Below are 26,487 nucleotides of genomic sequence, written 5' to 3' on the forward strand. Positions count from 1 at the left end.
GCAGGCCGTCGTGCCCCGACCGTTTAGAGGATGGACACAAAGGCGCGAAGGAGCAAAGATCGCGAAGAGGAACAATTACCGGGTTTCAAACCTCGGAAGCAGTCGTCAACCAGCTCCAGGAAAAAGCCTCCCGCTGGTTCAGCCCGTCCGGATCGACAGGTCTTTCATTCTCTGCACGACTTGTTTCTTGGCGTCCTTCGCCCCTTGGCGCCTTTGCGTCCATCCTCTAAAGGAAGACAGCACGCCAACGAACGAGGCGATGTCAGTCGCCGCGGACGGGGAGTCTGGAGGCGAAGGCGTGGGCCAGGGTCGAGGAGTCGGTGTGTTCGAGTTCGCCGCCGAGCGGCACGCCCTGGGCGAGGCGGCTGAGCTTGATGCCGCGCTTGTTCGCCAGTCCGGCGATGTAGTGTGCGGTGGCTTCCCCTTCGACGGTGGAATTGGTGGCCACGATGATCTCGTCGATCGGCTCGTCGGAAAGGCGCTGCTCGAGCTGGTCGAGCCCGATGTCCTCGGGGCCGATGCCGTCGAGCGGCGACAGGCGGCCGAGCAGCACGAAGTACTGGCCGTCGTAGCCGGTGGCCTGTTCGATCGCCAGCACGTCGCCGGGCGCCTCGACCACGCACAGCACGCCGCGGGCCCGCTTGTCCGACCGGCAGATGCCGCACAGCTCGTCGGAAGTAAAATTGCGGCAGCGCGAGCAGCGTCGGATGTCCTGCATGGCGCGGCCGAGCACGTCGGCCAGTTCGCGACCGCCCCGCCGGTCGCGCTCGAGCAGGTGCAGCGCCATCCGCTGGGCGGTGCGCGCACCGACGCCCGGCAGACAGCGCAGCGCGGTCAGCAGCTCATCGAGAAGCGGATCGTTCACTCGGGTCGACGCGCCGCGATCAGGGGAGGGAGAAGCCGGGCGGCATCGGCAGGCCACCGGTCATCGAGGCCATCTTTTCCTTGCTGACCTCGGCCACGCGGTTGACCGCATCGTTGATCGCCGCGGCGATCAGGTCTTCGAGCATTTCCAGGTCCTCGCCGGCCGACGGCTCGATCTCGACCTTCTGCACGGCGTGGCGGCCGTTCATGGTGACCTTGACCATGCCGCCGCCGGATTCGCCCGTGACCTCCAGCTCGGCCATCTCGGCCTGCGCCTTCTTCATGTTCTCCTGCATCTTCTGCGCTTGCTGCATCAACTGCGCGATGTTGCCTTTCATGGGTTTCTCCGGGAATCTGTAGAAAGTTCGTGATCGACGAACGCGGTGCGATCAGTGCCGCGTCGGCTCGCCGGGACGCACGCTGCCGGGCACGACTTCGGCATCGAAGGTGTCCTGGAGGTTGCGCACCACGGGGTCGCTCGCGACCGCCGCTTCGGCCTGGGCCTGGCGCTCGGCCTGGTCGTCCTGGGCCAGCTTCGCCGGGGTGACCAGGTCGTCGTGATCGACCGGCTTGACGTCGATCCGCTTCGGGCCGCCGGCCTGGCGTTCGATGGCCTCGCCGAGACTGGCCTTGAAGCGTTCCGTGACCAGGACCAGATCGTCGCGCGGCACGTGAAATTCAAGTCGGCCCTCGTCGACCCGGACCAGGGCGAGCATGCCGGCGACCGCGCGCACCGAGCCGTTGAGTTCGAGGCTGTCGAGGACCTCGGCCCAGGTCTCGGGGGCGAGCTTCGGCGCCGGCGTCGCGGCCGGGGCCGGCGATTCGCGGCGCGGCTCGACACGTTCGGGCGGCGGCGGTTCCGGTCGCGGGTCGTCCGTCGTCTGCCGCCGGTGCGACGGCGGCGGGGCGGGCGGCGGGACGGACGACGACGTGGACGACGCTGCGGGCGGCGACGCTTCGCGGACCGCATCGGCGCTGGCGCTCGATCCCGACGCCGCGGCCGGTGCGGCGGATCTCGCCCGGGACGCGGGCGAGGCGGACTGGCTGTCGACCTTGTCCGGCCGGGCCGCTCCGCCCTCGCCGGCCGGCTGGAACGCGAACATCCGCAGGAGGGTCATTTCGCATCCGGTCCGCATCGAGGGCGCGAGACCCAGGTCGCGCCTGCCGGTGACCGCGATCTGGTAGTAGAGCTGCACGTCTTCCGGGTCGAGCCGACTCGCCCAGTCGACCAGCTGCTCCCAGTCGCTTCGGCTGTCGTCGCGGTAGTCGGGGACATGCTGGATCAGGGAAACGCGGTGCAGCGTTTCGGCCAGGTCGCCGAGCAGCCGGGCGAGGTCGCGGGCCAGGCTGAACACCTCGTCGACCGCCGCCAGCGCGCGCGCCGCGTCGTTCTCGATCAGGCCTTCGACGATGTCGTGCAGGTGGCGCTTCTCCACCGTGCCGAGCATGTCCTCCACGGCCCCGGTTTCGAGCCTGCCCGAGCCTGCGGCCAGGGCCTGGTCGAGCAGGCTGAGGCCGTCGCGCATGCTGCCGTCGGCGGCCCGCGCCAGCAGCGCCACCGCCTCGTCCTCGCAGGAAAGCTCCTCGGCGCCGAGGATGCGCTCGATCTGGCCGCCGATCTCGTCGACGCCGAGCCGACGCAGGTTGAACTGCATGCAGCGCGACAGGATGGTGACCGGGATCTTCTGCGGGTCGGTGGTCGCGAGCACGAACTTGACGTGCTCCGGCGGCTCCTCCAGCGTCTTCAGCAGCGCGTTGAAGCTGTGCGTGGACAGCATGTGCACCTCGTCGATCAGGTACACCTTGAAGCGGCCGCGGGCCGGTGCGTACTGCACGTTGTCGAGGATCTCGCGCGTGTCGTCGACCTTGGTCCGCGACGCCGCGTCGATCTCCATCAGGTCGACGAAGCGGCCCTCGTCGATCGCCACGCAATGCTCGCATTCGCCGCAGGGTTCGGCGGTCACCCCGGTCTGGCAGTTCAGCGACTTGGCGAGGATCCGCGCGATCGTGGTCTTGCCCACCCCGCGCGTGCCGGTGAACAGGAAGGCGTGGTGCAACCGGCCCTCGTTCAGGCCGTTCGACAGGGCCCGGACCACGTGCTGCTGGCCGACCAGGTCGGCAAAGGTCCGGGGCCGCCACTTCCTTGCAAGAACCTGATAACTCAAGATATTTTTCCGCAGACGGTGGGGTCGAGGGGGTGTCCGCGGCAGCCCGATCGGCGACCGCAACCCGGTTCACCGAGTCTACACCAACCGTCCCCGCGGGCCGCGGGCCGATCGCCGTCGGCCGAAGGGCCGCCCGGCACCTTTCCGTGACCTGCGGCACGTGCAGCGGGTCGTTGGAAAAAGCAGACTGTGGTCCAGCGCACTCGCTCCCTTGCCCTTTCCCCAGGACCGGCTCGACGATGCCCGACCCCGAAGCTGCCCCACCCCGGCCCCTGCGGCGCGTTCTGAAGCGGACGGCCATCGCCGCTGTCCTGCTCCTGCTCGGCGTCCTCGGGCTGGTGGCGATCCTGCTCGCCTGGCCGGCGCCGGACCCGCCCGATCGCAGCGTGAGCGGCGACTTCGTGATCCGTGACGTGTCGGTCGTCGACGTCGAAACGGGCACGGTGCGGCCCGGACGCGACGTGATGCTTCGGGCCGGCACGATCGAGTCGATCTCGGCGACCGGTACCGGGCCGGTGCCCCAAGGCGCGGTCGAGATCGACGGGCGCGGCCGCTTCCTCGTCCCCGGCCTGTGGGACATGCACACGCACTCCAACGCCTTCGCGCCGCAGTTCCAGCATCCGCTGTTCATCGCCCACGGCGTCACGGCCGTGCGCGAGATGTGGGGCTGCATGTCGCGACCCGACCCGTTCTTCGCCTGCGCCGAGGATCGGCAGCGGTGGAACCGGGCGCTGGCCGAGGGTCGCGGTGTGCACCCGCGCTACGTCGGCCAGTCCAGCTTCCAGATCAACGGCGGCAGCGAAGTGCCCGAGGGCTACGAAGCCTTCTTCCGCGCCTCGACGCCGGCCGAGGCGCGCGCGATGGCCGCCTGGTACGCCGAGCACGGCGTCGATACGCTGAAGGTCTACTCGGAACTGAGCCCCGCGGCCTATGCCGCACTGGCCGGCGCTGCGCGCGAGCACGGCATGTCGGTCGCCGGCCACCGGCCGGTCCGCGTCTCGCTGGAACAGGTGATCGACGCGGGCCAGCGCAGCATCGAGCACGGCCGCCTGTTCGCCTTCGAGTGCTTCGAGGACGCCGAGGCATTCCGGGCCCGGGAGCGACCGATGGCCGCCTACGACGGCGACCTGCGCCGCCGCCTGGTCGACGAGCAGGACCCGGCGCGCTGCTCGGCGCTGATGCAGCGCATGGCCGCCTCCGACACCGCGTGGACGCCCACCCTGCTCACGCTGCGCATGGAAGGCTTCGCCGACGACGCCGACTTCCGCAAGGACGCCGGCCTGCGCTACGTGCCCTGGCTGGTCCGCCGCCTGATGTGGTTCCCCGACGCCGACCGCATGGCCGCTTCGGCCGTCGGCAACGACGGACGCAACGTGCGGCGCGAGCTCTACCGCCTGGCCCAGCGCCACGTGGTCCAGGCCAACGACGCCGGCGTGGACATCCTCGTCGGCACCGATGCGATGGACACCTATTCCGTTCCCGGCGCGGGCCTCCACGACGAGCTCGAAGCGCTGGTCGAGGCCGGCCTGACGAATGCCGAGGTGCTGCGCGCGGCCACGCTGGGCGCGGCCGAGTACAGCGGAGCCGCCGACCGCCTCGGCACCGTTGCATCCGGCAGGACCGCCGACCTGCTGCTGCTCGACGCCAACCCGCTGGAGGACATCGGCCATACGCGCGAGATCGCCGGAGTATTCCTCGCCGGACGGTACTTCGACCGTGACGCGCTCGATGCACTGCTGGCGTTCTCCGAGGCGCGCGCCGGCAGCCCGTCGCAGAACCTGAAGATCTTCTTCGCCGCGATCCGGAGCCCCCTGCTGCGCGTGCAGATGGCCGACTGACCGGTCCCGGAGGCATCCGGCACGCGCGAGCCGCTAGACTCCGCGCATGAGCGAGCCCGAGTCCGCCCTCTCCCCCGACCCGAACCGACCCTGGGACGTGATCGTCATCGGCGCCGGCGCGGCCGGGCTGATGTGCGCCATCACCGCCGGCCAGCGCGGGCGGCGGGTCCTGGTCGCCGACCACGCCAACAAGGTCGGCAAGAAGATCCTGATGTCCGGCGGCGGGCGCTGCAACTTCACCAACCTGCACTGCGGGCCCGAGAACTTCCTGTCGGCGAATCCGCACTTCGTCAAGTCGGCGCTGGCCCGCTACACCCAGTGGGACTTCATCGCGCTGGTCGACAAGCACGGCATCCCGTGGCACGAGAAGACCCTGGGCCAGCTGTTCTGCGACCGCTCGTCGAAGGACATCGTGCGCATGCTGCTGGCCGAGTGCGAGGCGGCCGGCGTGACGGTTCGAACGCACTGCCCGATGGAACTGATCGAGCGGGGTGACCGGAGCGCAGGCCGACCGTACCGCGTGCGGCTGACGGTCGATGGTACGGAACGCGAAGCGACCTGCGAGTCGCTGGTGATCGCGACGGGCGGCTACTCGATTCCGCGCATGGGGGCGACCGGCTTCGGCTTCGACTTCGCCCGCTCGCTCGGCCTGAAGGTCCACCCCACCCGCGCGGCGCTGGTGCCCGTGACCTTCGAGGGCCGCAAGCTCGAGCAGATCGCCGACCTGGCCGGCGTCTCGCTCGACAGCGAAGTCAGCGCAGGAGAAGGTCGCTTCCGCGAAGCCATGCTGTTTACGCACAAGGGGCTCAGCGGCCCGGCCGTGCTCCAGGCCTCGTCCTACTGGGACGTGGGGCAGCCGATGACCCTTGACCTGGCGCCCGGCGTCGACCTGGAGGCGGAATTGAAGACCGCGCGGCGCGAGCAGCCGAAGAAAGCGCTGAAGACCTGGCTCGGCGATCGCCTGACCAAGCGCGTGGCCGAACGCTGGATCGCGCTGGGGATCGACGACAAGCAGATGGCCGACCTGTCCGACGCCGACATCCGGAACATCGCCGACCGTGTCCATCGCTGGACCGTCTGGCCCAGCGGCTCGGAAGGCTACGCGACCGCGGAGGTCACGATCGGCGGCGTCGACACCGACGCCCTGTCGTCGAAGACCATGGAGTGCAAGGACTACCCGGGCCTGTACTTCATCGGCGAAGTCGTCGACGTCACCGGCCACCTCGGCGGCCACAACTTCCAGTGGGCCTGGGCCTCGGGGCATGCGGCGGGGGAAGTCGCTTGATCATCTCGAATCGAACATCGACAGATCTGTGGGAGTGAGCTTGCGAGCGAAGGCCCACGACCGGCTCGTTCTTCGCTCGCAAGCTCACTCCCACAGGCACCTGGCAGACCGAATCTGCAGCTGGAGATCGAACCCGGGATCCCGCCCTCCCCGTCGTCCCGCACTTGATGCGGGACCCAGTGTCTCTCCCTGTTCGTAGCCCGGATGGGCGAAGCGCATCCGGGGCGTTTCGTCGATGGAATCAGACACTTGGTCGCCCACCGTGATCGTTCCGGACCGGGCGGCGGCGTCGCTTCACGAATCGTGCCTGAAGGCCCACCCGCATTCTGTCGAACGTGCCGTTCGGTCGAGTTTGTTGCTTTTATTTGCGCGCTCAAGTATCATTCACGCATCATGAAAATATCTACCTGCACACCGAGTGAAACTGCCGCCATGACCCTGATCGAAATCGCCGACCTGATCGAACGCCGACTGGACCGCGAAATCTCGTTTCGCCGGGGCATCTCGTTCCGTGAGTTCCGGATACTGAAGAGCCTGTCCCGCTTCCCGCAGGCTGGCGCGATGCGCGTCGACCTAGCGGCCGAAGTCGGCCTGACGCCGTCGGCGATCACGCGAGCACTGAAGCCGTTGGAGAAGATCGGCGTGGTCACCAGCATCCGCAGCGAGCGCGACTCGCGCAGCTCGCTGGCCCGCCTCACCGACGCGGGACGCGAGATGCTGGCCGATGCGCAGGCCATCGTCGACGATGCACTGGCCGACATGCCGATCGAGCACATCCCGGGCGCCGCGCTCGACGAGCTGCATGCGGCGCTGCTTGCCACGCGCCGTCCGGCAGCCAGCTGATGGGAGGCAGTGGAGCGTGATCGGTACCGGAAGCCCATGACGCTCTGCGCCCAAAAAAGAACAGGCCCCGCACGATGGCGGGGCGTTTTCTTTGTTGGCGGAGAGAGAGGGATTCGAACCCTCGATGGGGCTTTTGACCCCATACTCCCTTAGCAGGGGAGCGCCTTCAGCCACTCGGCCACCTCTCCGGAAAATCGCCGCCCGGGCAGGACCCAGGCGAGCCGGAGATTATAACGGCCTCGAAACCGGAATGCGACCGCGCAAGCGCCCGAATGGCTGACGCGCCGCCGGGAATTTGCGACAATACGCGCTGGTGGTCCTCGTCGGTCTCCCCGCACCACGAACCCGTGAACCCCGTCAGGCCCGGAAGGGAGCAGCGGCAGCGGGGGATGTGGGTGACGGGATCGGGCGGTCGGGGGCCACCTCTTTCCCTCTTTTCCAGGTCGCGGGCCGGTGTTCTGCCGGCCCGCGCTCGTTTGCGGCCGGCCTGCGGCGCACCGTGCAGGCCGTTCCCGCCTGCGGAATTTTCCTACGAGCCTGCGCAATCCGCCCGATGCGGTCGGGTGGATTTCCGACGTGCGGACGCGGCGGTTTCCGATGGCCGGTGCGCCGCCGGATCGACAGACTGGATCGCGAGGTGACCGGCACGGCGCCGGCGCCCGTCGATATCCAGACATCGTTATCCGAAGGAGGCACCACATGTTCAAGCAATCGTTCGATCAATCGTTCAAGCCGTCGTTCAAACCGTCGTTGAAGCAGATCGTCCTCGCCCTGGTCCTGGCGTTTTCGCTGGGCGGTGCGGCGCTGGCCGCCGACGAGGCCCAGGTCGACGTCAACACGGCCACCGCCGAGCAGCTGGCCGAGACCCTGGTCGGCGTCGGCACGTCGAAGGCCGAGGCGATCGTCGCCTACCGCGAAGAGAACGGCCCGTTCCGCCACATCGACGAGCTGGTCAACGTCCGCGGCATCGGCATGGCCACGGTCGACAACAACCGCGAGCGCATCCGGCTGGGCATCAGCGACGACGGCTGACCACGCGACGAAGCACCGTCGATGCCGGGGGCCGTGGGGGCTGCACCGGCAACCGGGGCGCGCCGTCCGCTACGGCGTTGGCAGGAACGGCGCGCCCCACTCTCCATCCGGGCCGGCGCGGCCCGGGGTCTTGAACCGATCGGCAGATTGATGCCGCAAGTCATTGAATGGAAATGGATACCGCCCGGCCACGCGCCGGGCGTTCTGCGTCCAGCCCCGGTATTCACCCGCGGGTTCTCGGAATCTGAGAAACTGTACTTCTATACAGTTCTCCACACCCGAGCACGGAGACCCGCCATGCCCCTGAATTCCAACTCCATTTCGAAGCCCATCTCGCTGGGCCAGCTGCTGGCCGACCGCGACGACCTGTGGCGGGGCCGCCAGCGGCGGCCCGCCCCGGCCCGCTCGACCGGCCACGCCGCGCTGGACGCGAAGCTGCCGACCGGGGGCTGGCCGCGCGGCAAGCTGACCGAGCTGGTGCCCGAACGCGCCGGCAGCGGCGAGCTGGACCTGCTGCTGCCCTGCCTGGCCGAGTGCACCCGCGAGGGCCGCTCGGTGGTGCTCGCCGCCCCGCCGCTGGTGCCCTGCCCCCAGCGGCTGCACCGGGCCGGCGTGGACCTGGCCCGGGTGCTGGTGGTGCGTGCGCCGGACCATGCACTGTGGGCCGCCGAGCAGTGCCTGAAGAGCGGCCTGTGCGGCGCGGTGGTGGTCTGGCCGCAACGCAACCAGGTCAACGAGCGCGCGGTACGGCGGCTGCAGCTGGCCGCCGAGAACGGCGAGGCGCCGCTGTTCGTCTGCTATCCGCCCGGCTGCCCCGCCCCGCCGTCGCTGGCCGCGCTGCGGCTGGCGGTGCACGCCGGCGGCGAGCTCGAGGTGCTGCGCAGCGCGCAAGGAAGAGCGAACGGGCCAATCCGGCTGGCGCCGGACAACGTGGTGACGCTGGCCGCGCGCCGGCACGCGCTCGAACGCCGCGCCTGAACGGGTCGGTGGCGTGTCCGGAACGCTTCGCAAGGCCGCGCTGTGGACCGGCGTCGTCTGCCCCCGCCTGGCGCTGGAAGCCGCCGGGCGGATGCGCGCGCCGGACGAGAACGCCGACGACCGGCCGCGGGCCGCGCACGACACGGTCGGCGGGCAGATCCGGCTGGTCGCGGTCGACGAGGCCGCGGCCCGGCTGGGCGTGCGCACCGGCCAGGCGCTGACCGATGCGCTGGCGATCGCTCCCCGGCTCGACAGCCAGCCGCGCGACCGGCGCGCGGAAGCCGCCTGGCTCGAGGACCTGGCCCTGGTCGCCTACGGGTTCAGCCACCAGGTCGCGCTGACCGGCGACGGCGTGGTGCTCGAAGTCGGTGGCAGCCGGCGGCTGCACGGCCCGCTGGATACGCTGCTGGACGCCCTGGACGAGGCCCTGGCCCCGCTGGGCGTGACCACCCGGCTCGGCGTGGCGCCGGTGGCCGCGGCCGCCGGCCTGATGGCGCGCGCAGGCAGCCGCGCCGAGACCCTGGACGCGCTGGAGAAGACGCTGGCCGCCTGGCCGATCGAGCATCTGGAGCTGGCCCCGGCCGAACGGCGCAAGCTGGACGGCCTGGGTGTCCGACAGGTCCGCGACCTGGTCCGCCTGCCGCGCTTCGAGCTCGACCGCCGTCTCGGCCAGGGCGTGGGCCGCTACCTGGACCAGCTGCGCGGCCGGCTGGAGACGCCGCTGGTCTACTGGCAGCCGCCGGAGACCTTCGCCCGCACCGTCGACCTGCCGGTGCCGGTGCGCCGGACGGATGCGCTGATCTTCGCGCTGAACCGCGTGCTCGACGGGCTGGAGCACTGGCTGCGCGTGCGCGACCAGCGCCTGACCCGCCTGCACGTGACGCTGGTGCCCGAGGACCAGGGCCCGAAGATCGCGTTCTCGGCCGGCCTCGGCCAGCCGGGCTTCCAGCGCGACCGGCTGCTCGAGATCCTCAAGCTCAAGCTCGAACCGATCCGCATCCAATCCGACATCGAGACGCTGCGGGTCGAGGCCGACAGCGTCAGCGGCCAGCGCCCGCCGCAGGCCGATCTCTGGTCCGGCACCAACATCAACGATGCCTGGCCGGCACTGCTCGACCGGCTGGAGGCGCGGATCGGCGAGGACGGCCTGTGCGGCGTGGCGCCGAAGTCCGACCACCGACCTGAAAAGGCCTGGGCGTGGACGAAGCCCGGCACCACCGCGGTGGCCGACGACGCGCCGGAACGTCCGGCCTGGCTGCTGCCCGACCCGCGGCCGTGCCGCCTCGACGATCTCCGCCTGATCGACGGCCCCGAGCGGATCGAGACCGGCTGGTGGGACGGCCAGGACTGCCGCCGCGACTACTGGGTAGCGCACGACGCGAGCGGTCACCGGCTGTGGGTGTTCCGCGAGTACAAGCCGCGCGACGGCTGGTTCGTGCATGGAGTTTTCGGGTAGGGCGAGGGGTCAGGGACGGGTGAAAAACAGTTCGGCCGGGCGGATGGGCCGGCGTTGAGGATTCAATGGTGAGGGGCGAGTGACGAGGGTCCAGTCGCTGCAGCGAAGAGGCCGCCCTCGGTCACCGCCCCTCACCACTGGCGCCTCACCCATCGCCCCGCTCCCCACGCGTCCCTGGTCCTTCCCCCTGGTCCTTCCCCCTGGTCCCTCCTACTGCTATCGTTCCCCGCTGCCGACGCCGCCGGACCGTGATGAAAGCGATCCTCGTCATTGTTGCCGTCGCCCTGCTCGCCTGGGGCGCCCATCGTTTCCTGCGCTTTCGCCAGCGCAAGCGCGCCGCGGCCACGCCGCTGTCCGAGGTCCAGCGGCGGATCCTGCACGACAACATCCCGCTGTACCGCCGCCTGCCCGACGATCTGAAGGCCAAGCTGGAGCGTCACGTCCAGGTGTTCCTGTTCGACAAGCGCTTCCACGGCCTGAAGGGCCAGACCATCGACGACGAAGTCCGGCTGACGATCGCGGGCACGGCCTGCATCCTGCTGCTGGGCCGCGACGACCTCGAGTTCGCTGACTTCACCAACGTGCTGGTCTACCCGGGCACCTTTGTCTCGGAGCAGAAGCACCACGACGGCCTGGTCGAGCAGGTCGGCCGGCAGGCCCGGCTGGGCGAGTCCTGGAAGCGCGGACCGATGGTCCTGGCCTGGGACGCGTCGGAGCACGGTGCGCGCGACGTCCACGACGGCCACAACGTGATCCTGCACGAGTTCGCGCACAAGCTCGACGAGGCCGATGGCGCGATGGACGGCGCGCCGATCCTCGAACAGAAGAGTCACTACGTCAGCTGGGCGCGCACCCTGCAGCCCGAGTACGATCGGCTTCAGGAGTACGCTGCCCGTGATGTCGAAACCGTCATGGACCATTACGGCGCAACCAACCCGGCCGAGTTCTTCGCGGTCCTGGTCGAGACCTTCTACGAAAAGCCCATGCAGCTCGAGAAACACCACCCGGAACTCTACGCGCAGATGCAGCGGGCCTTCGGCGTCGACCCACTCGCCTGGTGGACTGCAGAACGCGAAGAACACCGGGTGAATCGCGAGGAAAAACGGTCATGAAGCGCTGGTTCATCACCCTGTTCCTGCTGTCGCTGGTCGCGCTGCTGGTGTTCGCTGCGCTGATGCTGGCTCGCCCGGAGGTGCCGCTGCTGGCACCGGCCGGACTGATCGTCGCCGCGGCCGCGCCGCTCGGGTTCTTCGCCTGGCTGTTCATCGGCGGCCCGGCACGAACGGACCGTCACCCGGTGCTGGTTTCGGCCATCATCGGCCTGGGCGCGGTGCTGTGCGCAGCGGCGGTGTACCGCTACGGCGAGGTCTGGAACATGTTTCTCGCCGGCGGCATCGGCGTGCTGATCGGCTGGATGATCTACCTGCGCTGGTACTCGGTGCAGCCGGCGGCACCGAACGCCCCGGTGCCCGGCCAGCCGCTGCCCCCGTTAACGCTCCAGACCGAGGACGGTGCGCCGATCGAGTCCGAAGCGCTGCGCGGGAAGCCGGCGGTGCTGGTGTTCTACCGCGGCAACTGGTGCCCGCTGTGCGTTGCCCAGATCAGGGAACTGGTCGCCGCGTGGCGCGATGTGGCCGATGAGGCCACCCTATGGTTCATCAGCAACCAGGGCCAGGGGCAGACCCGTGCGATCGCGGCGAACTTCGACCTGTCCGGTGCGTTCCTGCGCGACCCGGACGGCCTGGCGGCGCGCACGCTCGGCCTGCACGCGCCCGGCGCGACGCCGGCCGGTCTCGAACTGCTGGGCTACCCGCGCGATGCCGCCGTGCCCACGGTCATCGTGATCGACGCCGAGGGCATCGTGCGCTTCGTCGAGGTGGCCGACAACTACCGGCTCCGCCCCGATCCGTCGGTCTACCTCCAGGTGCTCGACGAATCGTAGAAGCGCTGACGCCGGCTCAGTCGTCGGCCGGCGGCACCTTCGGCTTGTCGCCGTCCATCTCGACCAGGCCCATCGGATTGCCCGCCGGGTCGCGGAACAGGCCGAGGACGACCAGGCCCGGCACTTCGAAGCGCGGCGTGTCGATGCTGCCGCCGGCATCCTCGATCGCTTCGAGGCAGGCCGTCACGTCCGAGACCCCGACGTAGAGCCGCTTCTCCTTCGGATCCCGGCGGATCGCCGCGCGCAGCGGCTGCAGCACGTCGAGCTCGATCTGACCGGTGGGCGTGAAGCGCCAGTCGAAGATGGTCTTGTAGAAGGTCCGGAGCGCTTCGTCGTCCGGCCCGGCGATATCGAGGAACACGATCGGAGAGGACATGGCGGCCTGGGCTGTGGATCCGAGCCCAGTACACTCCTGCCGGTCGCGGATTTCAACAGGAATCTCGCGAACGGCTGTCTCGAACTACTCCCGCGCGCCCGCGCAGTCGATGCACAGCGTGACTGCGGGGTCGTTGGTCAGTCGGGCCTCGGCGATCGGCTCGCCGCAGTCGAGGCATTCGCCGAAGTCACCCCGCTCGAGCCGCTCCAGCGCCGCCTTCAGTCGTGAAATCTGCTGCGCCCTGCGTGCTTCTGAAGCTTGCGCCATCGCCTGGCCCTGCATGGCGTCAATCCGTGACAGTCGTCCCTGACGCGTCTGGTCCAGCTCGACCGGCTCGCGGTCATCGCGCGAGGCCTCGCTGGCCACCCGCAGCTCGGCAAGCCGGGCCTCGATCAGCGCCGTCCAATCCACGTCACTCATTCCACGAGCCTACCGCAGCCGCGCTAGGCTTTATGCAGGCATCCCGGAGCAACCGACCGCGGCCCATGAAAATTCGAACTGTTCCCGGCTCCGCCCTCGCCCCATGGCTCGACGAGGTCGCGACGCTTCGTACGACCGTGTTCCGCGAGTACCCCTACCTGTACGACGGAAGCACGGCCTACGAGCGCGACTACCTGGCGACCTATGTCGACTGCCCCCAGTCGGTCACGCTGCTGGTGGTCGACGAGGACGGCGACGACGAGACCGTGGTCGGCGCGTCGACCGGCCTGCCCTTGACGGCTGCCGACGCCGCCTTCCGTGTGCCGTTCGAAACCGCCGGCATCGACCCGGCGAGCGTTTTCTACTTCGGCGAGTCGGTGCTGCTGCCCGACTATCGCGGCCGGGGCATCGGCCACGGCTTCTTCGACCTGCGCGAGGACCATGCGAGGCGACTCGGCCTTGCGATTACCACCTTCTGCGCCGTCGACCGCCCCCCCGACCACCCGGCACGCCCGCACGACTACCGCCCGCTCGACGGCTTCTGGAGCGGCCGCGGCTACGTCAAGCGCCCCGACCTGCAGGCCGCCTTCGATTGGAAGGAAGTCGGAGAGTCCCACGAATCCCCGCACACCCTGACGTTCTGGCTGAGGGGCCTCTGAGAGCGAAAAGCCTGGTTCTTTAGGTGATGAGCGCGAAGACGCGAAGGAGCGAAGGACGCAAAGAGAAGCCGTTATTGCCGATTGGTTTGGACTCGAACCGCCAATTCGAGCAATTCAGAGGTGGGCATGGAGCCAGTCCCATCTGCAAGAGACTCGTTGACGCCGGCGAGACCAATCCTGGTCCTACTTCGACCAGCGGGCCTGCTTTTCCCAACGAAAGATCTTCTTTGCGCTCTTTGCCCCTTCGCGCCTTTGCGCTCATCATCTAAAGGACGCTGCCGGGAAGCCGAAAATCAGCCCCTCCCCTGCAACAGGATCGCCGCGACGAGACCGGCTTCGGGGAGCAGGCAGGCTTCGTCGACGATCTCGCAGAAGGTTTCGGCGAGGTCGGGGTCGGCGTCTTCGAGCAGGGTGAAGTCCTGGAACACCATCACCCGGCGTTTGCCCTGTTTCGGTTCGAGGGCGTTCAGGGCGTCGGCGAGCGCGTCGAGATTGAAGCCGAACCAGGCGGGGAGTTCCAGGGCCTGGTAGAGGGCGTGCATCAGCGTGTCCCTGTCGAACACGGGTGCGCGGTCGACGCGGACGGCCTCGTAGCCGGCGGCGCTCAACCGGCCGACCAACGTGTCGGCATCGAATGGATCATCGAGGCGAACGATGCCCTGGCGCGCGTCGAGGTCGATGCCGCTCACGGCGGCCGGACTTCGATGTTCAGGCGGACGAAGCTGCGGTAGTGATCGGACGTGTACCAGGCATCGCCGTCGCGGCCGACCACCAGCCGCTGCGGACCGACGCCGCGCAGGCCCGGCGTACGGACCACGAATTCGCGGTAGTAGCCGCGCGGCTTCGACGGCAGCCGACCTTCGCGATTCTGGAACGTGGCCCCGTCGTTGCGGTGCTCATCGGACTCGCCGCGTTCGATGCGTTCGATCGCCGGGCCGAGGTCCATGTCGCCGCGCCAGGCGACGCGCCCGTCGCGGTCGCGAACGACCACATCGCGAACGACCGGGCCGGCGGAGTCCCCGGCCGGAGCGGACTCGGACGAGGGCGCGCCGGACTGCGGAGCCGACTCGAGGAACTGCGGGTTTTCCAGCGCGATCCACGCGACCAGCGCGAGGATCAGCAGCGGCAGGATCTTCTTCAAGGGCTTCACCCGCGAGACGGTCCGCGGTCGTCTACCAACGGTGGTAGGCCGGATGGCCGGGCTTGACCGCGACGAAGCGACCGGTGCAGCGATCGTAGACCGTGCCATCGATGGACAGCTCGGACTCGACGGTGACGATGTCGCCGTCGACGTCGGTCGGCCAGGCCACGAGGGTCAACTCGCGGTCCGACGGGGTCGGACGTCGCAGCTGGACCTTGAACTCCATGGTCACGCAGCACGGCGGCGTGTCCAGGTCGCGCTGCCGGGCCAGGTGCCAGGCGGCGGTCCAGTTGCAGTGGCAATCGAGAATGGCGCCGATGATGCCGCCGTTGAGCACGCCGGGGAACGCCTCGTGATGCGGTGCCGGGGTCCAGCGGCAGACCACCCGGCCCTGCTCGCTGTCCCGCTCCGGCACGGAGCGGATCCGCAGGCCTTTCTCGTTGGCCGGCCCGCAGCCGAAGCAGGCGTTGTGCGGCGCGAAGTACTCCTGGAGCCCTGTGCCGTCGGGGAGCGTCGCGGTCATCGGCTCGGTCCTCCCTGTCGTTCCATCGGTCGTTCCATCGGTCGTTCCGTCGGTCGTTCCGTCGGTCGTTCCATCGATCGTCTCGTCGATGCAGTTCTTCGACCCGGTCCATCGATGCCACGGGCCGACTGGCATACGGGCCCCGCGCGTGCGGGGCCGATGCACGAACCTTACTCGGAAACTCCGCCGCGAGCCAGCTTCAGCGGATCGAGCAGCGATTCGAGTTCCTCGCGGCTCATGCCCGTGGTCTCCATCGCGACATCGATGATCGGCCGGCCTTCCTTGTAGGCCTGCTTGGCGGTCGCCGCGCCCTTCTCGTAGCCGATCACACGGTTCAGTGCAGTGACCAGGATCGGGTTGCGGTCCAGCGCGCGCTTGATGTTGTCCTCGCGGACCGTGAAGGACGCGATCGCCTTGTCGGCCAGCAAGCGGCTGACGTTGGTCAGCAGCGCCAGGCTCTCCAGCAGCGTTGCGCCGATCACGGGGAGCATGACATTGAGCTGGAAGTTGCCGGACTGGCCGCCGACGGTGATCGTCGTATCGTTGCCGATCACGCGCGCGGCGACCATGCAGGTGGCCTCCGGGATCACCGGGTTGACCTTCCCCGGCATGATCGAGCTGCCCGGCTGCAGGGCCTCCAGTTCGATCTCGCCGAGGCCGGCCAGCGGGCCGGAATTCATCCAGCGCAGGTCGTTGGCGATCTTCATCAACACGCCGGCCAGGGTCTTGAGTTGGCCGGAGAGTTCGACCGCGCCGTCCTGCGCCGCGATGCCCTCGAACTTGTCGGCGGCCGACTCGAAATCGAAGCCCGTGAGCACCTTGAGCTCCTGCGCGACCTGCTCACCGAAGCTCGCGGGCGCGTTGATGCCCGTACCGACCGCGGTGCCGCCCTGCGGCAGGCGCTTGAGGCGGACCAGCGCCGACTCGATGCGGGCGCGGCAGGAGGCGATCTGGCTGGCCCAGGCGCCGAGCTCCTGGCCAAAGGTCACCGGCATCGCGTCCATCAGGTGGGTACGGCCGGTCTTGACCGTGTCCTTCAGCTCGCCGGCCTTCGCGCGGATCGTCGCTTCGAGGTGGTCCAGCGCCGGCAGCAGGTCCTCGCTCGCGGCGAGACAGGCCGACACCTGGATCGTGGTCGGGATCACGTCGTTCGAGCTCTGCGACATGTTGACGTGATCGTTCGGGTGGATGCTGTCGTCGCCGGCCTTCGCGCACAGGTGGGCGATGACCTCGTTGGCGTTCATGTTCGAGCTGGTGCCGGAGCCGGTCTGGTAGACATCGATCGGAAACTGGTCGGTGACGTCGCCGGCGATGACCTTCTCGGCCGCCGCGGCAATCGCGTCGGCGGTGGCCGGCTCCATCAGGCCGAGGGTCTGGTTGGCCCGCGCGCAGGCGAGCTTGACCCGCCCCAGGGACTGGATGAACGCTTCCGGCATCGGCTGGCCGGAAATCGGAAAGTTGTTCACGGCACGCTGCGTCTGCGCGCCCCAGAGGGCATCGGCGGGCACTTCGAGCTCGCCCATGCTGTCCTTTTCGATACGGGTGTCGGTCATTGGGGAAACGGGTCCGGATTGCGAGAAAGTCAGCCCGTAATTATAGGCCCGGAGCGATCCAGCCCGGAATCGAAAAACTTCGGGAAACCGCAGACGAACGTGGATGAACGCAGATAGAGAAAGGAAAGGCAGAACTCTGGACGCCCAGACTCGTGCGCATTCCCGGATCGCCGCACCAGAATCCCTGCATGCAGTGCATTGGTCTTTTCATCTGCGTCCATCTGCGTTCATCTGCGGTTCGATTCGCAGTTGGACAGTCCGGTCAAGCCAGCATCGTCCTGGCGTGGTTCAGGGCGTCGAGGAAGGTGTCGATTTCGGCGCGGGTGGTGTAGCAGCCGAAGGAGACGCGGGCCGTTGCGGGCACGTCGAAGAACTGCATCACCGGCATCGCGCAGTGATGGCCCGTGCGCAGGGCGACGCCGAAGTGGTCGACGATGGTGCCGATGTCGTTGGCATGGGCGCCGTCGACGACGAAGGAAATCACCGGACCCTTGTGCTCGGCGGTACCGAGTATGCGGAGGCCGTCGATGGCCTGCATGCGCTCCGTGGCGTAGGTCAGCAGGTCCTGCTCGTGGGCAGCGATCGCGTCGATGCCGATGCGGTCGAGGAACTCGAAGGCCGCGCCCATGCCGATCGCGCCGGCGATGTTCGGCGTTCCGGCCTCGAACTTGTGCGGAAGCTCGTTGTAGGTGGTTCCTTCGAACGACACGCGGAGAATCATCTCGCCCCCGCCCTGCCACGGCGGCATGGCTTCGAGGAGCGACTCGCGCCCGTACAGCGCGCCGATGCCGGTCGGACCGTACATCTTGTGCGCCGAGAAGGCGTAGAAGTCGCAGCCGATCGCCCGCACGTCGACCGCGGTGTGGGGCAGCGCCTGGCAGCCGTCGATGACCGTGACGATGCCGCGCTCCCGGGCCATCGCGCAGACGCGTTCGACCGGGTTGACCGTGCCGAGCGCGTTGGAAACGTGGACCAGCCCGATCAGCTTCGTCCGGTCGGTGATCAGGGCCTCGAGCTCGTCGACCCGGAGCTCGCCCCGGTCGTTGATCGGCGCCGGCTTGAGCACCGCGCCGGTCTGCTCGCAGACCAGCTGCCACGGCACGATGTTGGAGTGATGCTCCATCGTCGAGACGATGATCTCGTCGCCGGGCCGGAGCCTGGGCCGGGCCCAGGCCTGGGCCACCAGGTTGATCGCCTCGGTCGCCCCCCGGGTGAACACGATCTCGCGCTCCGAGGAAGCATTCAAGCCATCGCGCACGAGCTGACGCGACCGTTCGAAGGCCTCCGAGGCCTCGACGCTGAGCTGGTGCACGCCCCGGTGAACGTTGGCGTTGTACTCGGAGTAGAACCGGGAGGTCGCGTCGATCACGCACCGGGGCCGCTGCGCCGAGGCCGCCGAGTCGAGGTAGACCAGCGGCTTGCCGTGCACCGTCCGCGAAAGGATCGGAAACTCCGCGCGCACCGCTTCGACATCCAGCGGCGGGGTGAGAACTTCGTCTTCAGCTCGTGCCATGAACTCGTACCTCTGAATGGTCACCCGCGGATGAACGCAGACGAACGCAGATAAAACAGGACCCGAATTTCTTGTGACGACGTGTTGCTGTTCTCCCGGTCCAATGGGGTGGACGTCTTGACCCTTTTCGGTGGATCGACGCCTTTCCGCTGTTCATCTGCGTTCATCCGCGTTCCTCTGCGGTAAGAATTTCAGGCTCGCGCCTTCAGGCGCTCCAGCAGCCAGTCCTTGATCGGGCCGGCTTCGAGGTCGTCGAAGGCGGCAGCGGCGAAGCCGTACTTGAGCAGGCCGATGGCCTCGGCGTCGGTCAACCCTCGCGAGCGCAGGTAGAAGCGCGCATCGTCGTCGAGCTGGCCGATCGTCGCGCCGTGGCTGGCGGTGACGTCCTCGGCGTGGATTTCCAGCTCGGGCTTGGTGTTGATCCGGGCGTTCTCGCTCAGCAACAGGTTGCCCGTGCTCATTTCCGAATGGCTGTCGTCGGCACCGGGCACGATCAGGATCCGCCCGTTGAACACGCCGGTCGCTCGGTCGTCGGCGAGAATCCGGAACACCTCGCGGCTCCGGGTCGGGCCCACGTGGTGCTCGATGGCCGTGTGGTAGTCGGCCAACGAACGACCGTCCAGGGTCGCGACACCGTGAATCGCGCCGGCCGCGTCGGCAGCATCGAGCGACACCCGGAGGTCCTGGCGGGTCAGCGCGCCACCGGCATCGGATGCGAAGGCGCGGTACGTCGCCCGGGCCGCGACGCGCACCGTGGCGTGCTCGATCCACGCCGTGTCGTTCGCGGAACGGTCGATCACGTGCGTCAGCGACGCGCCCTCGCCGAGCCGCATGTCCTGGACCGCGTTGACCAGGCCCGCACCGCCGCCGATCTGCAGCGAGATCAGGGTCAGCGAGCTGTCCGGCGTCATCTCGACGTGCAGGCGGGGATGCACGACCGACTCGAAGCCGGGATCGATCGAGTGCAGAACCACGATCGGCTCGGCGATCGGTTCGTCGATCACCAGCTTCCAGCCCTGACCCAATCGGGCGATGTTCAGCCAGGCAAACGCATCGTTCGGCCCGTCGGCAACCAGCGCGTCGACGTCGATGTCGTCCTCGACCAGGCCGGTCAGCGTGGCGCCGCGGGGCAGCCGCGTCGCGGCGGGATCGACTTCGCCGTTGTGCACGTGGAGCACGGCGCCGTCGAACGGCAGCTCGGGCGTTTCGGGCCGTTCGCTCGAGGTCCGGCCCTCGTCGAAGGTCCGCTGGTCGAGCAGCGTCAGCGGGGTGTACTTCCAGTTCTCGGTCTTGCGATGCGGAAAGCCGTGCTGCATCAGCACCTTCTGCGCCCGCTTGCGCAGGTCACCGAAGCCGTCGTCCGGGGCATCGTCGATCGGGGCCAGTCGTTCGAGCAATGCGCTCATCGCGTCACGCTCCCGCCGTCGCGTCTGCGGACTCGTCGAGGAAGGCATAGCCCTCGCGCTCGAGCCGTTCGGCGAGCGACTTGTCGCCGCTCTCGACGATCCGGCCGTCGGACAGCACGTGGATCCGGTCCGGCTCGAGATAGTCCAGGAGCCGCTGGTAATGGGTGATCACCAGGAACGACCGTTGCTCGTCGCGCAAGCGGTTCACGCCCTCGGCGACCAGCTTCAGCGCATCGATGTCGAGGCCCGAATCGGTCTCGTCGAGCACCGCCAGTTTCGGTTGCAGGACCGCCATCTGGACGATCTCGTTGCGCTTCTTCTCGCCGCCCGAAAAGCCTTCGTTGACGGCACGCTTGAGCAACGCCTCGTCCATCTTCAGCACCTTCAGCTGCTCGCGCACGGCCTTGAGGAAGGCCATGGAATCGACCTCGTCCTCGCCGCGCGCCTTGCGCTGGGCGTTCAGGGCGGCGCGCAGGAAGTAGGCGTTGTTGACCCCGGGGATTTCGACCGGGTACTGCAGTGCGAGAAACAGGCCGGCGGCAGCACGCTCCTCGACCTCCAGTTCGGCCAGGTCCTGTCCTTCGAACAGGATGCGCCCTTCGGTGATCTCGTAGCCGTCGCGCCCGGCCAGCGTGTAGCCCAGCGTCGACTTGCCCGAACCGTTCGGCCCCATGATCGCGTGCATCTCGCCCGCGCCGAGCTCCAGGTCCAGGCCTTTCAGGATTTCCTTGCCGCCGACTTCGACGTGCAGATTCTCGATCTTCAGCATTGTCGTTCCTTCGTCATACGGGAAAAGGGACGAGGGGCAAGGGACTAGTCCCTGACCCCTTTTCCCCTTGTCCCTGGTTTGCTTATCCCACCGCGCCTTCGAGGGAGATCTCGAGCAGGGCCTTGGCCTCGACGGCGAATTCCATCGGTAGCTCCTTGAAGACTTCCTTGCAGAAGCCATCGACGATCAGCGCCACGGACTCCTCTTCGTCGAGGCCGCGCGACTGGCAGTAGAACAGCTGGTCCTCGCCGATCCGCGAGGTGGTCGCCTCGTGTTCGATCTTGGCGGTCGGATTCGCCGACTCGATGTACGGGAACGTGTGCGCGCCGCAGGTCTTGCCGATCAGGAGGCTGTCGCACTGGGTGTAGTTGCGCGCACCCTCGGCCTTCTTCGCGACCCGCACCAGCCCACGATAGCTGTTGGAGCTCTTGCCGCAGGAAATACCCTTGGAGATGATCTTGCTGGTGGTGTTCCGCCCCAGGTGGATCATCTTGGTGCCCGTATCGGCCTGCTGGTGGTTGTGGGTCAAGGCCACCGAGTAGAACTCGCCCGCCGAGCGGTCGCCGCGCAGCACGCAGGACGGATACTTCCAGGTGATCGCGGACCCGGTCTCGACCTGCGTCCAGCTGATCCGGGAATCGTCGCCGCGGCAGTCACCGCGCTTGGTCACGAAGTTGTAGATGCCGCCCTTGCCGTTCTCGTCGCCGGGGTACCAGTTCTGCACCGTCGAGTACTTGATCTTCGCCTTTTCGTGGGCCACCAGCTCCACGACCGCGGCGTGAAGCTGGTTCTCGTCGCGCATCGGTGCGGTACAGCCTTCGAGATAGCTGACTTCCGACCCCGGCTCGGCGACGATCAACGTGCGCTCGAACTGGCCCGTGTCGCGCGCATTGATGCGGAAGTAGGTCGACAGCTCCATCGGGCAGCGGGTGTCCCGCGGGATGTAGACGAAGGATCCGTCCGAGAACACCGCGGAGTTCAGGCAGGCGAAGTAGTTGTCACGGTACGGAACCACCGAGCCGAGGTACTCGCGGACCAGGTCCGGGTGCTCCTTCACGGCCTCGGAGAACGAGCAGAAGATGACGCCGGCTTCTTTCAATTCCTTCTGGAAGGTCGTACCGACCGAGACGGAGTCGAACACCGCGTCGACCGCCACGCCGGCAAGCCGCGCCCGTTCGTGCAGCGGCACCCCGAGCTTGTCGAAGGTCTCGAGCAGCTTCGGATCGACGTCGTCGAGGCTCTTCGGCCGATCCTTCTGCTTGGGCGCGGCATAGTAGTGGATCTTCTGGAAATCGATGCCCGGCACGTCGAGCTTGGCCCAGTCCGGGCCTGTCATCGTCTGCCAGTGATGGAAAGCCTTCAGCCGCCATTCCAGCAGCCACTCGGGCTCCTCCTTCTTGGCCGAGATCATCGCGATGACCTCTTCGTTCAGGCCTGCGCCGACGGTTTCGGACTCGATGTCGGTGTAGAAGCCGGCCTTGTAGCGGCTCGTGATCAGCTGCTCGACCTGCTGCTGCGTGTCGGTCTGCATGTCGGTCTGGGTCTGGTTCATGGCGTGTTTCCTGTTCGGGGCCGCTTCAGGACCGTCCGGTGACGGGGTCGGTCCGCGTGACGACGTTCAGGCCCGGCGTTCCACCGCGACCGCGCGGCGCGGCGAGGTCGGCCAGCGAAAGCGAGGCCAGCGCCCGTTCGACGGTTTCGCCGATCCGGCGCCAGTTGCCGCGCAGGCTGCAATCCTGTTCCCGGGCGCAGAGCCCGGCTTCCAGGCCGCACTCGGTCAGGGCGATCGGCCCTTCCATCGCCCGGATGATCTCGGCCACGGAAATCTCGTCTGCGGCCCGCTGGAGGCGATACCCGCCGTGTACGCCGCGGACCGACTCGACCAGGTCGGATCGAGCCAGGGTCTTGAGCACCTTGGCCACGGTCGGCGGCTCGAGTCGCGTGGTCTCGGCCAGCTGGGCCGCGGACCGGCAGGTGCCGATGTCCTCGGCCAGTTCGGCCATGAGCACCGTTGCGTAGTCGGTCAACTTGCCGATTCTCAGCATGCCCGCTCCTTCCTGTAGATGGTGTCGGCCGGCCCGAGGACCAACCCGGTCCGGGACGAATCCGTCCTTAATCAAGACCAGATTGGTACATTTTAGCCGAAACGCGTCGACGCCGCTGCCCGCTCGCGGTGCCGGCGGCGAACGGAAAGCGCCACCGGGGACGGCGGGGAAGGCACAATGCGGGGATGATCGACCGAGCCGATGCCGACCGCGACCCCGGACAGGACTCCGCGTGCCGCGACGCCACGCCCGACGCCCGCGAACGAGCGGCCCGCGACTTTGCCGAGGGCGCCCTGCGCCAGAACGCGATCCGCTGGACACCGGCCTCGGCCGACGCCAGTTTCCGACGCTACTTCCGGATCGTCGTCGACGGGCGAACCGCCGTCGTCATGGACGCGCCGCCGGAGCGCGAGGACCTCGACGCCTTCATCGACGTCGCGCAGCGACTGGATCGCGCCGGCCTGAACGTTCCAGCCATCGAGGCCGAGGACCGCGAAAACGGCTACCTGCTGCTTTCGGACCTCGGCACGACGCCCTATCACCACCTCCTCGACCCGTCCAATGCCGCGCGGCTGTTCGACGACGCGCTGACCGCGCTCATCGACATGCAGCGCTCGACATCGACCGACGGCTTGCCGGCCTACGACGCCGCGCTCTTGCTGAAGGAGCTTGCGCTTTTCCCGGACTGGTTCCTTGCCCGCCACTGGCGTGTCGAGCCGACCGAGGACGAGCTGGACGGTTGGGAAATGGTGTGCATGACCCTGATTCGCTGGGCGCTGGACCAGCCGACGGTGTTCTGCCATCGCGATTACATGCCGCGCAACCTGATGGCCGTCAACGCCGGCAGCGGACGTCGATCCCCCGGCATCCTGGACTTTCAGGACGCGGTGATCGGCCCGATCGCCTACGACCCGGTCTGCCTGTTCCGCGACGCGTTCCTGAGCTGGCCCGAACAGCGCGTGGTCGGCTGGCTCGAAGGCTATCGCCAGCGCGCCGCCGACATCGGCCTGCCGGTGCCCGACGACCCCCAGCTATGGCGGAGGACCTGCGACTTCGTCGGCACCCAGCGCCACCTGAAGGTCCTCGGCATCTTCGCCAGGATCCGCTACCGGGACGGAAAGCCCCACTACCTCGACGATGCGCCGCGCTTCTTCGGCTACCTGACCCACGCCATCGAGCGCAATCCGGAGCTGACCGAGCTGGATCGCCTACTCGATGCCTGGCGGCGCCGCGCCGCCAGCGCCTGACGGCGGCTCCGGCGGCGAAGGCGTCGCCCCCTCTTCCGGCAGTTCGGTCGCTGCAGCTTCGCCCGACGAGGATCCGAACGCGGCCTCCGCCTCGGCCAGCTCTTCGAGCAACTCTTCCCGGGCCCGGTCCGCGGCGTCGAAGACTGCACGCTGGTCCGCATCGACGCGCTCGGCCGGCCCGGCGTCGCGCAGACGCAGGGCCGGCGGAAGAAAGGTCGGCTGCATCGGCATCGTCTCGTTTTCCAGGAACGCGAAGTTCGAATCGTCGGGCAGGTGCGTGACGGTGAACGACGCCACCACCGCGGCCGATGCAATCGCGGTGCGTCGCCACAACGAAAGGTGGAAGGCCAGGTACAGCACACTCCAGATGTACAGGAACAGGACGAGGTAGCCGCGGGCCTCGGCCAGGCCCTCGAGCAGCGGATAGGCGGCGTCGGAGGCGTTGAACACCGCGATCTGGAGGCCGAGATCGAAGGCGCCCGCGACGAAGAACAGCAGGATCAGCAGGCTCAGGTGAGCGACGAAATTTCCGCCCCGGCGGAACAGCACCGAAAGGAAATAGACAGCGACCGCCAGCGCGGTGAACCCGATGATTTCCCAGAGATTCTGCTGGACCAGCTGCGACCAGCGGAACTCACCGATCGTGGTCATCGCCGAGGCCGCGATCTTGGTCGCGACGTAGGCCAGCGCCAGCGCCACCAGCACCGGGGGTTTTCCGAGCCACAGCAGGAGGATCTCCGACCAGCGGATCCGCACCGCGGGCGGCACCGGGTGATCGCCGAGCAGGATGCGCACGCGGGAACGACCGATCAGGAACACGTCGCCGCTGGCGACCTTCTCCCGCTCGAGGTGCACACGGTGCCGGGGGCGCCGGATGCCGTTGATGCTGCCGCGATCCTCGATCCAGAGATCGCCTTCGCCGTCGAACACCAGGCGGGCGTGTCGGGCGTCCACGTGTTCGTCGGTCAGGATGACGTCGTTGTCGTAGCCGCGGCCGAGCCAGACCTGGTGCTGATCGAACTTCTGCCGCTCGAGCACGTTGTTGGTGGTGCCGAGCTGCTCGATCACGAGTTCCATTCGATCGACCCCATCAGGCGAACGTGGAAACTCCGGGCCTGCTCGCGCCCGACGCCGGCCAGCGTGTAGTGGATGTAGACCGCCTCGCCACCCCGGCGCTGGGCCCGGGTCACGAACAGGACGTCGTACAGGCCCGGATAGTCGGCATAGGACCGCGCGCAGTAGGTCGCCTTGAACGGCACCGGGGCCAGCGATGCCGGCGCGGTCCAGTCCTCGGTGCACTGGAACTCGGTGACGTCGTCCTCACCGGTCCGGTTGAATGCGAGGAAACTGTTCTGCTCGAACACCCGCGAGATCTGCCAGTCGTTGAGGCTGTCGCTGGCGTACCACGCGACCAGGATTTCCAGCGGACCCGTATCCAGCGTCCGCGACAGGTAGATCCGGTCGTTGAGCGTGCAGTTCGAGCGGCTTTCGCGCCAGGGCAGTTCCTCCATCGGCTCGCGACCGCCGCCGGTACAGGACATCCAGGGCCGGATTTCGCGCGGGATCCGAAGCGGACCGAACGGTTCCGGGGTCCAGTCACCGGCAAGCAGGTCGTCGAGCATTGCATCCTGGTGAGCGAGGATCCGGCTCGGGATGTCCCTGCGCAGATCGGCCAGCGCAGGCGGCCGATCCGGCGCCCGGTCGATCAGGCGGACCAGATTGTCGACGGGCACCAGGAAGCTCACCGAGTTGCCGGCACCCGCAACGTTGATGCCGACGACCTCGCCGAGCACGTTGACTGCCGGACCGCCGGACATGCCCGGATTCAGCGCCCCGGTAAAGTGGATGTTCTTGCGGTACTGGTTGGCCAGCAAGCCGTTGTAGGTGCCCGGAACGATGCTGATGCCGATGTCGTAGGGATTGCCGAGGGCCAGCACCGTCGCGCCGTCGCGGGGCGCTTCGGCGGCCAGCGCGAAGGGCTCCGGTTCCGCCGTCCGGTCGCCGGCCATGCGGACCAGGGCGAGGTCGTGGAGCACGTCGACGTCGAGGACCTCCAGCGGACCCGAAGCGCCTGCGGCGTCGCGGTAGCGCAGGGCATAGCGTTCCGGGTCGATGACGAATTCCGAAACGACGTGGTAGTTGGTGGCCAGGCGGCCGTCCGGCCCGACCGCGAACGCGCTTCCGATGCCGTTCTTGTTGTTGCTGATCCGGTCGACGACCTCGACCGTGAACAGCCCCGGCTTCAACGCGTCGAACAGTTCGCTGTACTCGCCGTCCTGCGACCGGACCGACGACGCGGCGATCGCGAGCAGGGCAAACAGCAGGCAACGGAAGAGGTGCGACATGCGGGAGCTTCCGGACGGGACGTTCGAAGCGTACCGCACCGACCGACCGCGCGGGTCGACGGCGGCTAGAATCGTCGTCTGTCCCTT

General features: G+C 68.1%; 26 protein-coding genes, 1 tRNA gene and 1 other RNA gene. 11 read left to right on the plus strand and 17 right to left on the minus strand.

All coding sequences use genetic code 11. The annotated features are described in order from the left end of the window. Window positions 1-262 precede the first annotated feature (262 nt). The 3 genes from recR to dnaX are packed head-to-tail and all read right to left on the minus strand — an operon-like array spanning window position 263 to window position 3,029. Complete coding sequence (gene recR, locus KUV67_01545; GenBank protein ID MBY6203552.1) at window positions 263-865, minus strand: recombination mediator RecR; 603 nt, start codon at window positions 863-865, stop codon at window positions 263-265. 19 nt (window positions 866-884) lie between these two features. Further along, entirely contained in the window at window positions 885-1,202 is a 318-nt protein-coding gene (locus KUV67_01550; GenBank protein MBY6203553.1) for a YbaB/EbfC family nucleoid-associated protein, read from the minus strand. Between the two features lie 51 nt (window positions 1,203-1,253). Further along, window positions 1,254-3,029, minus strand: a complete 1,776-nt coding sequence (dnaX, locus tag KUV67_01555) for a DNA polymerase III subunit gamma/tau (GenBank protein ID MBY6203554.1) — start codon at window positions 3,027-3,029, stop codon at window positions 1,254-1,256. A 239-nt stretch (window positions 3,030-3,268) separates the two neighbouring features. Between dnaX and KUV67_01560 the strand changes: the two genes are divergently transcribed. The 3 genes from KUV67_01560 to KUV67_01570 all read left to right on the plus strand — a co-directional run bounded on the left by KUV67_01560 (window position 3,269) and on the right by KUV67_01570 (window position 6,995). Further along, complete coding sequence (locus KUV67_01560) at window positions 3,269-4,867, plus strand: amidohydrolase family protein (GenBank protein MBY6203555.1); 1,599 nt, start codon at window positions 3,269-3,271, stop codon at window positions 4,865-4,867. A gap of 46 nt (window positions 4,868-4,913) precedes the next feature. Beyond that, a complete protein-coding gene (locus KUV67_01565) occupies window positions 4,914-6,152 on the plus strand; it encodes an NAD(P)/FAD-dependent oxidoreductase (protein MBY6203556.1) in 1,239 nt (412 codons plus the stop codon). A 204-nt stretch (window positions 6,153-6,356) separates the two neighbouring features. Further along, window positions 6,357-6,995: a MarR family transcriptional regulator gene (locus tag KUV67_01570; protein ID MBY6203557.1), complete on the plus strand. Its 639-nt coding sequence runs from the start codon at window positions 6,357-6,359 to the stop codon at window positions 6,993-6,995. A 95-nt stretch (window positions 6,996-7,090) separates the two neighbouring features. Here the strand turns inward: KUV67_01570 and KUV67_01575 are convergent. Beyond that, window positions 7,091-7,183, minus strand: a tRNA-Ser gene (locus KUV67_01575). Window positions 7,184-7,316: 133 nt separating this feature from the next. On the opposite strand from KUV67_01575, the gene ffs reads away from it, so the two are divergent. The 6 genes from ffs to KUV67_01605 all read left to right on the plus strand — a co-directional run bounded on the left by ffs (window position 7,317) and on the right by KUV67_01605 (window position 12,403). Next, window positions 7,317-7,413, plus strand: an RNA gene (gene ffs / locus KUV67_01580) — signal recognition particle sRNA small type. Between the two features lie 281 nt (window positions 7,414-7,694). After that, window positions 7,695-8,027 (plus strand): ComEA family DNA-binding protein, encoded by a 333-nt coding sequence (locus tag KUV67_01585; GenBank protein ID MBY6203558.1) that lies wholly within the window; start codon window positions 7,695-7,697, stop codon window positions 8,025-8,027. 297 nt (window positions 8,028-8,324) lie between these two features. Next, window positions 8,325-9,005 (plus strand): translesion DNA synthesis-associated protein ImuA, encoded by a 681-nt coding sequence (gene imuA / locus KUV67_01590; protein ID MBY6203559.1) that lies wholly within the window; start codon window positions 8,325-8,327, stop codon window positions 9,003-9,005. Between the two features lie 13 nt (window positions 9,006-9,018). Next, on the plus strand, window positions 9,019-10,461 hold the full coding sequence (locus KUV67_01595) for a DNA polymerase Y family protein (GenBank protein ID MBY6203560.1): 1,443 nt from the start codon (window positions 9,019-9,021) through the stop codon (window positions 10,459-10,461). Window positions 10,462-10,712: 251 nt separating this feature from the next. Then, the gene (locus tag KUV67_01600) at window positions 10,713-11,573 is read left to right on the plus strand and encodes a zinc-dependent peptidase (GenBank protein MBY6203561.1); all 861 of its coding nucleotides are present in this window, start codon (window positions 10,713-10,715) and stop codon (window positions 11,571-11,573) included. After that, window positions 11,570-12,403, plus strand: a complete 834-nt coding sequence (locus tag KUV67_01605; GenBank protein MBY6203562.1) for a peroxiredoxin family protein — start codon at window positions 11,570-11,572, stop codon at window positions 12,401-12,403. The genes KUV67_01600 and KUV67_01605 overlap by 4 nt, the downstream gene beginning before the upstream one ends. Before the next feature lie 16 nt (window positions 12,404-12,419). On the opposite strand, the gene KUV67_01610 is transcribed toward KUV67_01605, so the two are convergent. Beyond that, the gene (locus KUV67_01610; protein MBY6203563.1) at window positions 12,420-12,779 is read right to left on the minus strand and encodes a hypothetical protein; all 360 of its coding nucleotides are present in this window, start codon (window positions 12,777-12,779) and stop codon (window positions 12,420-12,422) included. 84 nt (window positions 12,780-12,863) lie between these two features. Further along, the gene (locus KUV67_01615) at window positions 12,864-13,199 is read right to left on the minus strand and encodes a TraR/DksA C4-type zinc finger protein (GenBank protein MBY6203564.1); all 336 of its coding nucleotides are present in this window, start codon (window positions 13,197-13,199) and stop codon (window positions 12,864-12,866) included. A gap of 65 nt (window positions 13,200-13,264) precedes the next feature. Here KUV67_01615 and KUV67_01620 point away from each other — a divergent pair, with 65 nt between their 5' ends. After that, complete coding sequence (locus KUV67_01620) at window positions 13,265-13,858, plus strand: GNAT family N-acetyltransferase (GenBank protein ID MBY6203565.1); 594 nt, start codon at window positions 13,265-13,267, stop codon at window positions 13,856-13,858. 293 nt (window positions 13,859-14,151) lie between these two features. On the opposite strand, the gene KUV67_01625 is transcribed toward KUV67_01620, so the two are convergent. The 9 genes from KUV67_01625 to KUV67_01665 form a co-directional block, all read right to left on the minus strand. Further along, window positions 14,152-14,547, minus strand: coding sequence for a barstar family protein (locus tag KUV67_01625; GenBank protein ID MBY6203566.1), 396 nt, complete (start codon window positions 14,545-14,547; stop codon window positions 14,152-14,154). Next, window positions 14,544-14,999 carry a hypothetical protein gene (locus KUV67_01630; GenBank protein MBY6203567.1) on the minus strand — a complete coding sequence of 152 codons (456 nt, stop codon included), beginning with the start codon at window positions 14,997-14,999 and terminating at the stop codon, window positions 14,544-14,546. The genes KUV67_01625 and KUV67_01630 overlap by 4 nt, the downstream gene beginning before the upstream one ends. A gap of 31 nt (window positions 15,000-15,030) precedes the next feature. After that, window positions 15,031-15,522 (minus strand): PaaI family thioesterase, encoded by a 492-nt coding sequence (locus tag KUV67_01635; GenBank protein ID MBY6203568.1) that lies wholly within the window; start codon window positions 15,520-15,522, stop codon window positions 15,031-15,033. A gap of 170 nt (window positions 15,523-15,692) precedes the next feature. Beyond that, window positions 15,693-17,075, minus strand: a complete 1,383-nt coding sequence (locus KUV67_01640) for a class II fumarate hydratase (protein ID MBY6203569.1) — start codon at window positions 17,073-17,075, stop codon at window positions 15,693-15,695. A 262-nt stretch (window positions 17,076-17,337) separates the two neighbouring features. Further along, window positions 17,338-18,588 (minus strand): cysteine desulfurase, encoded by a 1,251-nt coding sequence (locus KUV67_01645; GenBank protein ID MBY6203570.1) that lies wholly within the window; start codon window positions 18,586-18,588, stop codon window positions 17,338-17,340. 191 nt (window positions 18,589-18,779) lie between these two features. After that, entirely contained in the window at window positions 18,780-19,994 is a 1,215-nt protein-coding gene (locus KUV67_01650) for a SufD family Fe-S cluster assembly protein (GenBank protein ID MBY6203571.1), read from the minus strand. 4 nt (window positions 19,995-19,998) lie between these two features. Further along, a complete protein-coding gene (sufC, locus tag KUV67_01655; GenBank protein ID MBY6203572.1) occupies window positions 19,999-20,763 on the minus strand; it encodes a Fe-S cluster assembly ATPase SufC in 765 nt (254 codons plus the stop codon). Window positions 20,764-20,845: 82 nt separating this feature from the next. Then, entirely contained in the window at window positions 20,846-22,294 is a 1,449-nt protein-coding gene (sufB, locus tag KUV67_01660; GenBank protein ID MBY6203573.1) for a Fe-S cluster assembly protein SufB, read from the minus strand. Window positions 22,295-22,340: 46 nt separating this feature from the next. Further along, on the minus strand, window positions 22,341-22,808 hold the full coding sequence (locus tag KUV67_01665) for an SUF system Fe-S cluster assembly regulator (GenBank protein MBY6203574.1): 468 nt from the start codon (window positions 22,806-22,808) through the stop codon (window positions 22,341-22,343). Window positions 22,809-22,993: 185 nt separating this feature from the next. Between KUV67_01665 and KUV67_01670 the strand changes: the two genes are divergently transcribed. Then, the gene (locus KUV67_01670) at window positions 22,994-24,055 is read left to right on the plus strand and encodes a phosphotransferase (protein MBY6203575.1); all 1,062 of its coding nucleotides are present in this window, start codon (window positions 22,994-22,996) and stop codon (window positions 24,053-24,055) included. On the opposite strand, the gene KUV67_01675 is transcribed toward KUV67_01670, so the two are convergent. Further along, complete coding sequence (locus KUV67_01675; protein ID MBY6203576.1) at window positions 24,017-25,132, minus strand: FHA domain-containing protein; 1,116 nt, start codon at window positions 25,130-25,132, stop codon at window positions 24,017-24,019. The two genes, KUV67_01670 and KUV67_01675, sit on opposite strands and share 39 nt — an antisense overlap. Continuing rightward, window positions 25,120-26,400, minus strand: coding sequence for a serine protease (locus KUV67_01680; protein MBY6203577.1), 1,281 nt, complete (start codon window positions 26,398-26,400; stop codon window positions 25,120-25,122). Before KUV67_01680 ends, KUV67_01675 begins: the two co-directional genes overlap by 13 nt. Window positions 26,401-26,487: the final 87 nt, after the last annotated feature.

This window comes from Halomonas denitrificans, from assembly GCA_019800895.1.
Taxonomy (GTDB): Bacteria; Pseudomonadota; Gammaproteobacteria; order Xanthomonadales; family Wenzhouxiangellaceae.

Coding starts and splice junctions, on each gene's coding strand:
- KUV67_01550 (MBY6203553.1), bottom strand. CDS start 1,202: ATGAAAGGCAACATCGCGCAGTTGATGCAGCAAGCGCAGAAGATGCAG.
- KUV67_01560 (MBY6203555.1), top strand. CDS start 3,269: ATGCCCGACCCCGAAGCTGCCCCACCCCGGCCCCTGCGGCGCGTTCTG.
- KUV67_01565 (MBY6203556.1), top strand. CDS start 4,914: ATGAGCGAGCCCGAGTCCGCCCTCTCCCCCGACCCGAACCGACCCTGG.
- KUV67_01570 (MBY6203557.1), top strand. CDS start 6,357: ATGGGCGAAGCGCATCCGGGGCGTTTCGTCGATGGAATCAGACACTTG.
- KUV67_01585 (MBY6203558.1), top strand. CDS start 7,695: ATGTTCAAGCAATCGTTCGATCAATCGTTCAAGCCGTCGTTCAAACCG.
- imuA (MBY6203559.1), top strand. CDS start 8,325: ATGCCCCTGAATTCCAACTCCATTTCGAAGCCCATCTCGCTGGGCCAG.
- KUV67_01600 (MBY6203561.1), top strand. CDS start 10,713: ATGAAAGCGATCCTCGTCATTGTTGCCGTCGCCCTGCTCGCCTGGGGC.
- KUV67_01605 (MBY6203562.1), top strand. CDS start 11,570: ATGAAGCGCTGGTTCATCACCCTGTTCCTGCTGTCGCTGGTCGCGCTG.
- KUV67_01610 (MBY6203563.1), bottom strand. CDS start 12,779: ATGTCCTCTCCGATCGTGTTCCTCGATATCGCCGGGCCGGACGACGAA.
- KUV67_01615 (MBY6203564.1), bottom strand. CDS start 13,199: ATGAGTGACGTGGATTGGACGGCGCTGATCGAGGCCCGGCTTGCCGAG.
- KUV67_01620 (MBY6203565.1), top strand. CDS start 13,265: ATGAAAATTCGAACTGTTCCCGGCTCCGCCCTCGCCCCATGGCTCGAC.
- KUV67_01635 (MBY6203568.1), bottom strand. CDS start 15,522: ATGACCGCGACGCTCCCCGACGGCACAGGGCTCCAGGAGTACTTCGCG.
- KUV67_01640 (MBY6203569.1), bottom strand. CDS start 17,075: ATGACCGACACCCGTATCGAAAAGGACAGCATGGGCGAGCTCGAAGTG.
- KUV67_01645 (MBY6203570.1), bottom strand. CDS start 18,588: ATGGCACGAGCTGAAGACGAAGTTCTCACCCCGCCGCTGGATGTCGAA.
- KUV67_01650 (MBY6203571.1), bottom strand. CDS start 19,994: ATGAGCGCATTGCTCGAACGACTGGCCCCGATCGACGATGCCCCGGAC.
- sufC (MBY6203572.1), bottom strand. CDS start 20,763: ATGCTGAAGATCGAGAATCTGCACGTCGAAGTCGGCGGCAAGGAAATC.
- sufB (MBY6203573.1), bottom strand. CDS start 22,294: ATGCAGACCGACACGCAGCAGCAGGTCGAGCAGCTGATCACGAGCCGC.
- KUV67_01665 (MBY6203574.1), bottom strand. CDS start 22,808: ATGCTGAGAATCGGCAAGTTGACCGACTACGCAACGGTGCTCATGGCC.
- KUV67_01670 (MBY6203575.1), top strand. CDS start 22,994: ATGATCGACCGAGCCGATGCCGACCGCGACCCCGGACAGGACTCCGCG.
- KUV67_01675 (MBY6203576.1), bottom strand. CDS start 25,132: ATGGAACTCGTGATCGAGCAGCTCGGCACCACCAACAACGTGCTCGAG.
- KUV67_01680 (MBY6203577.1), bottom strand. CDS start 26,400: ATGTCGCACCTCTTCCGTTGCCTGCTGTTTGCCCTGCTCGCGATCGCC.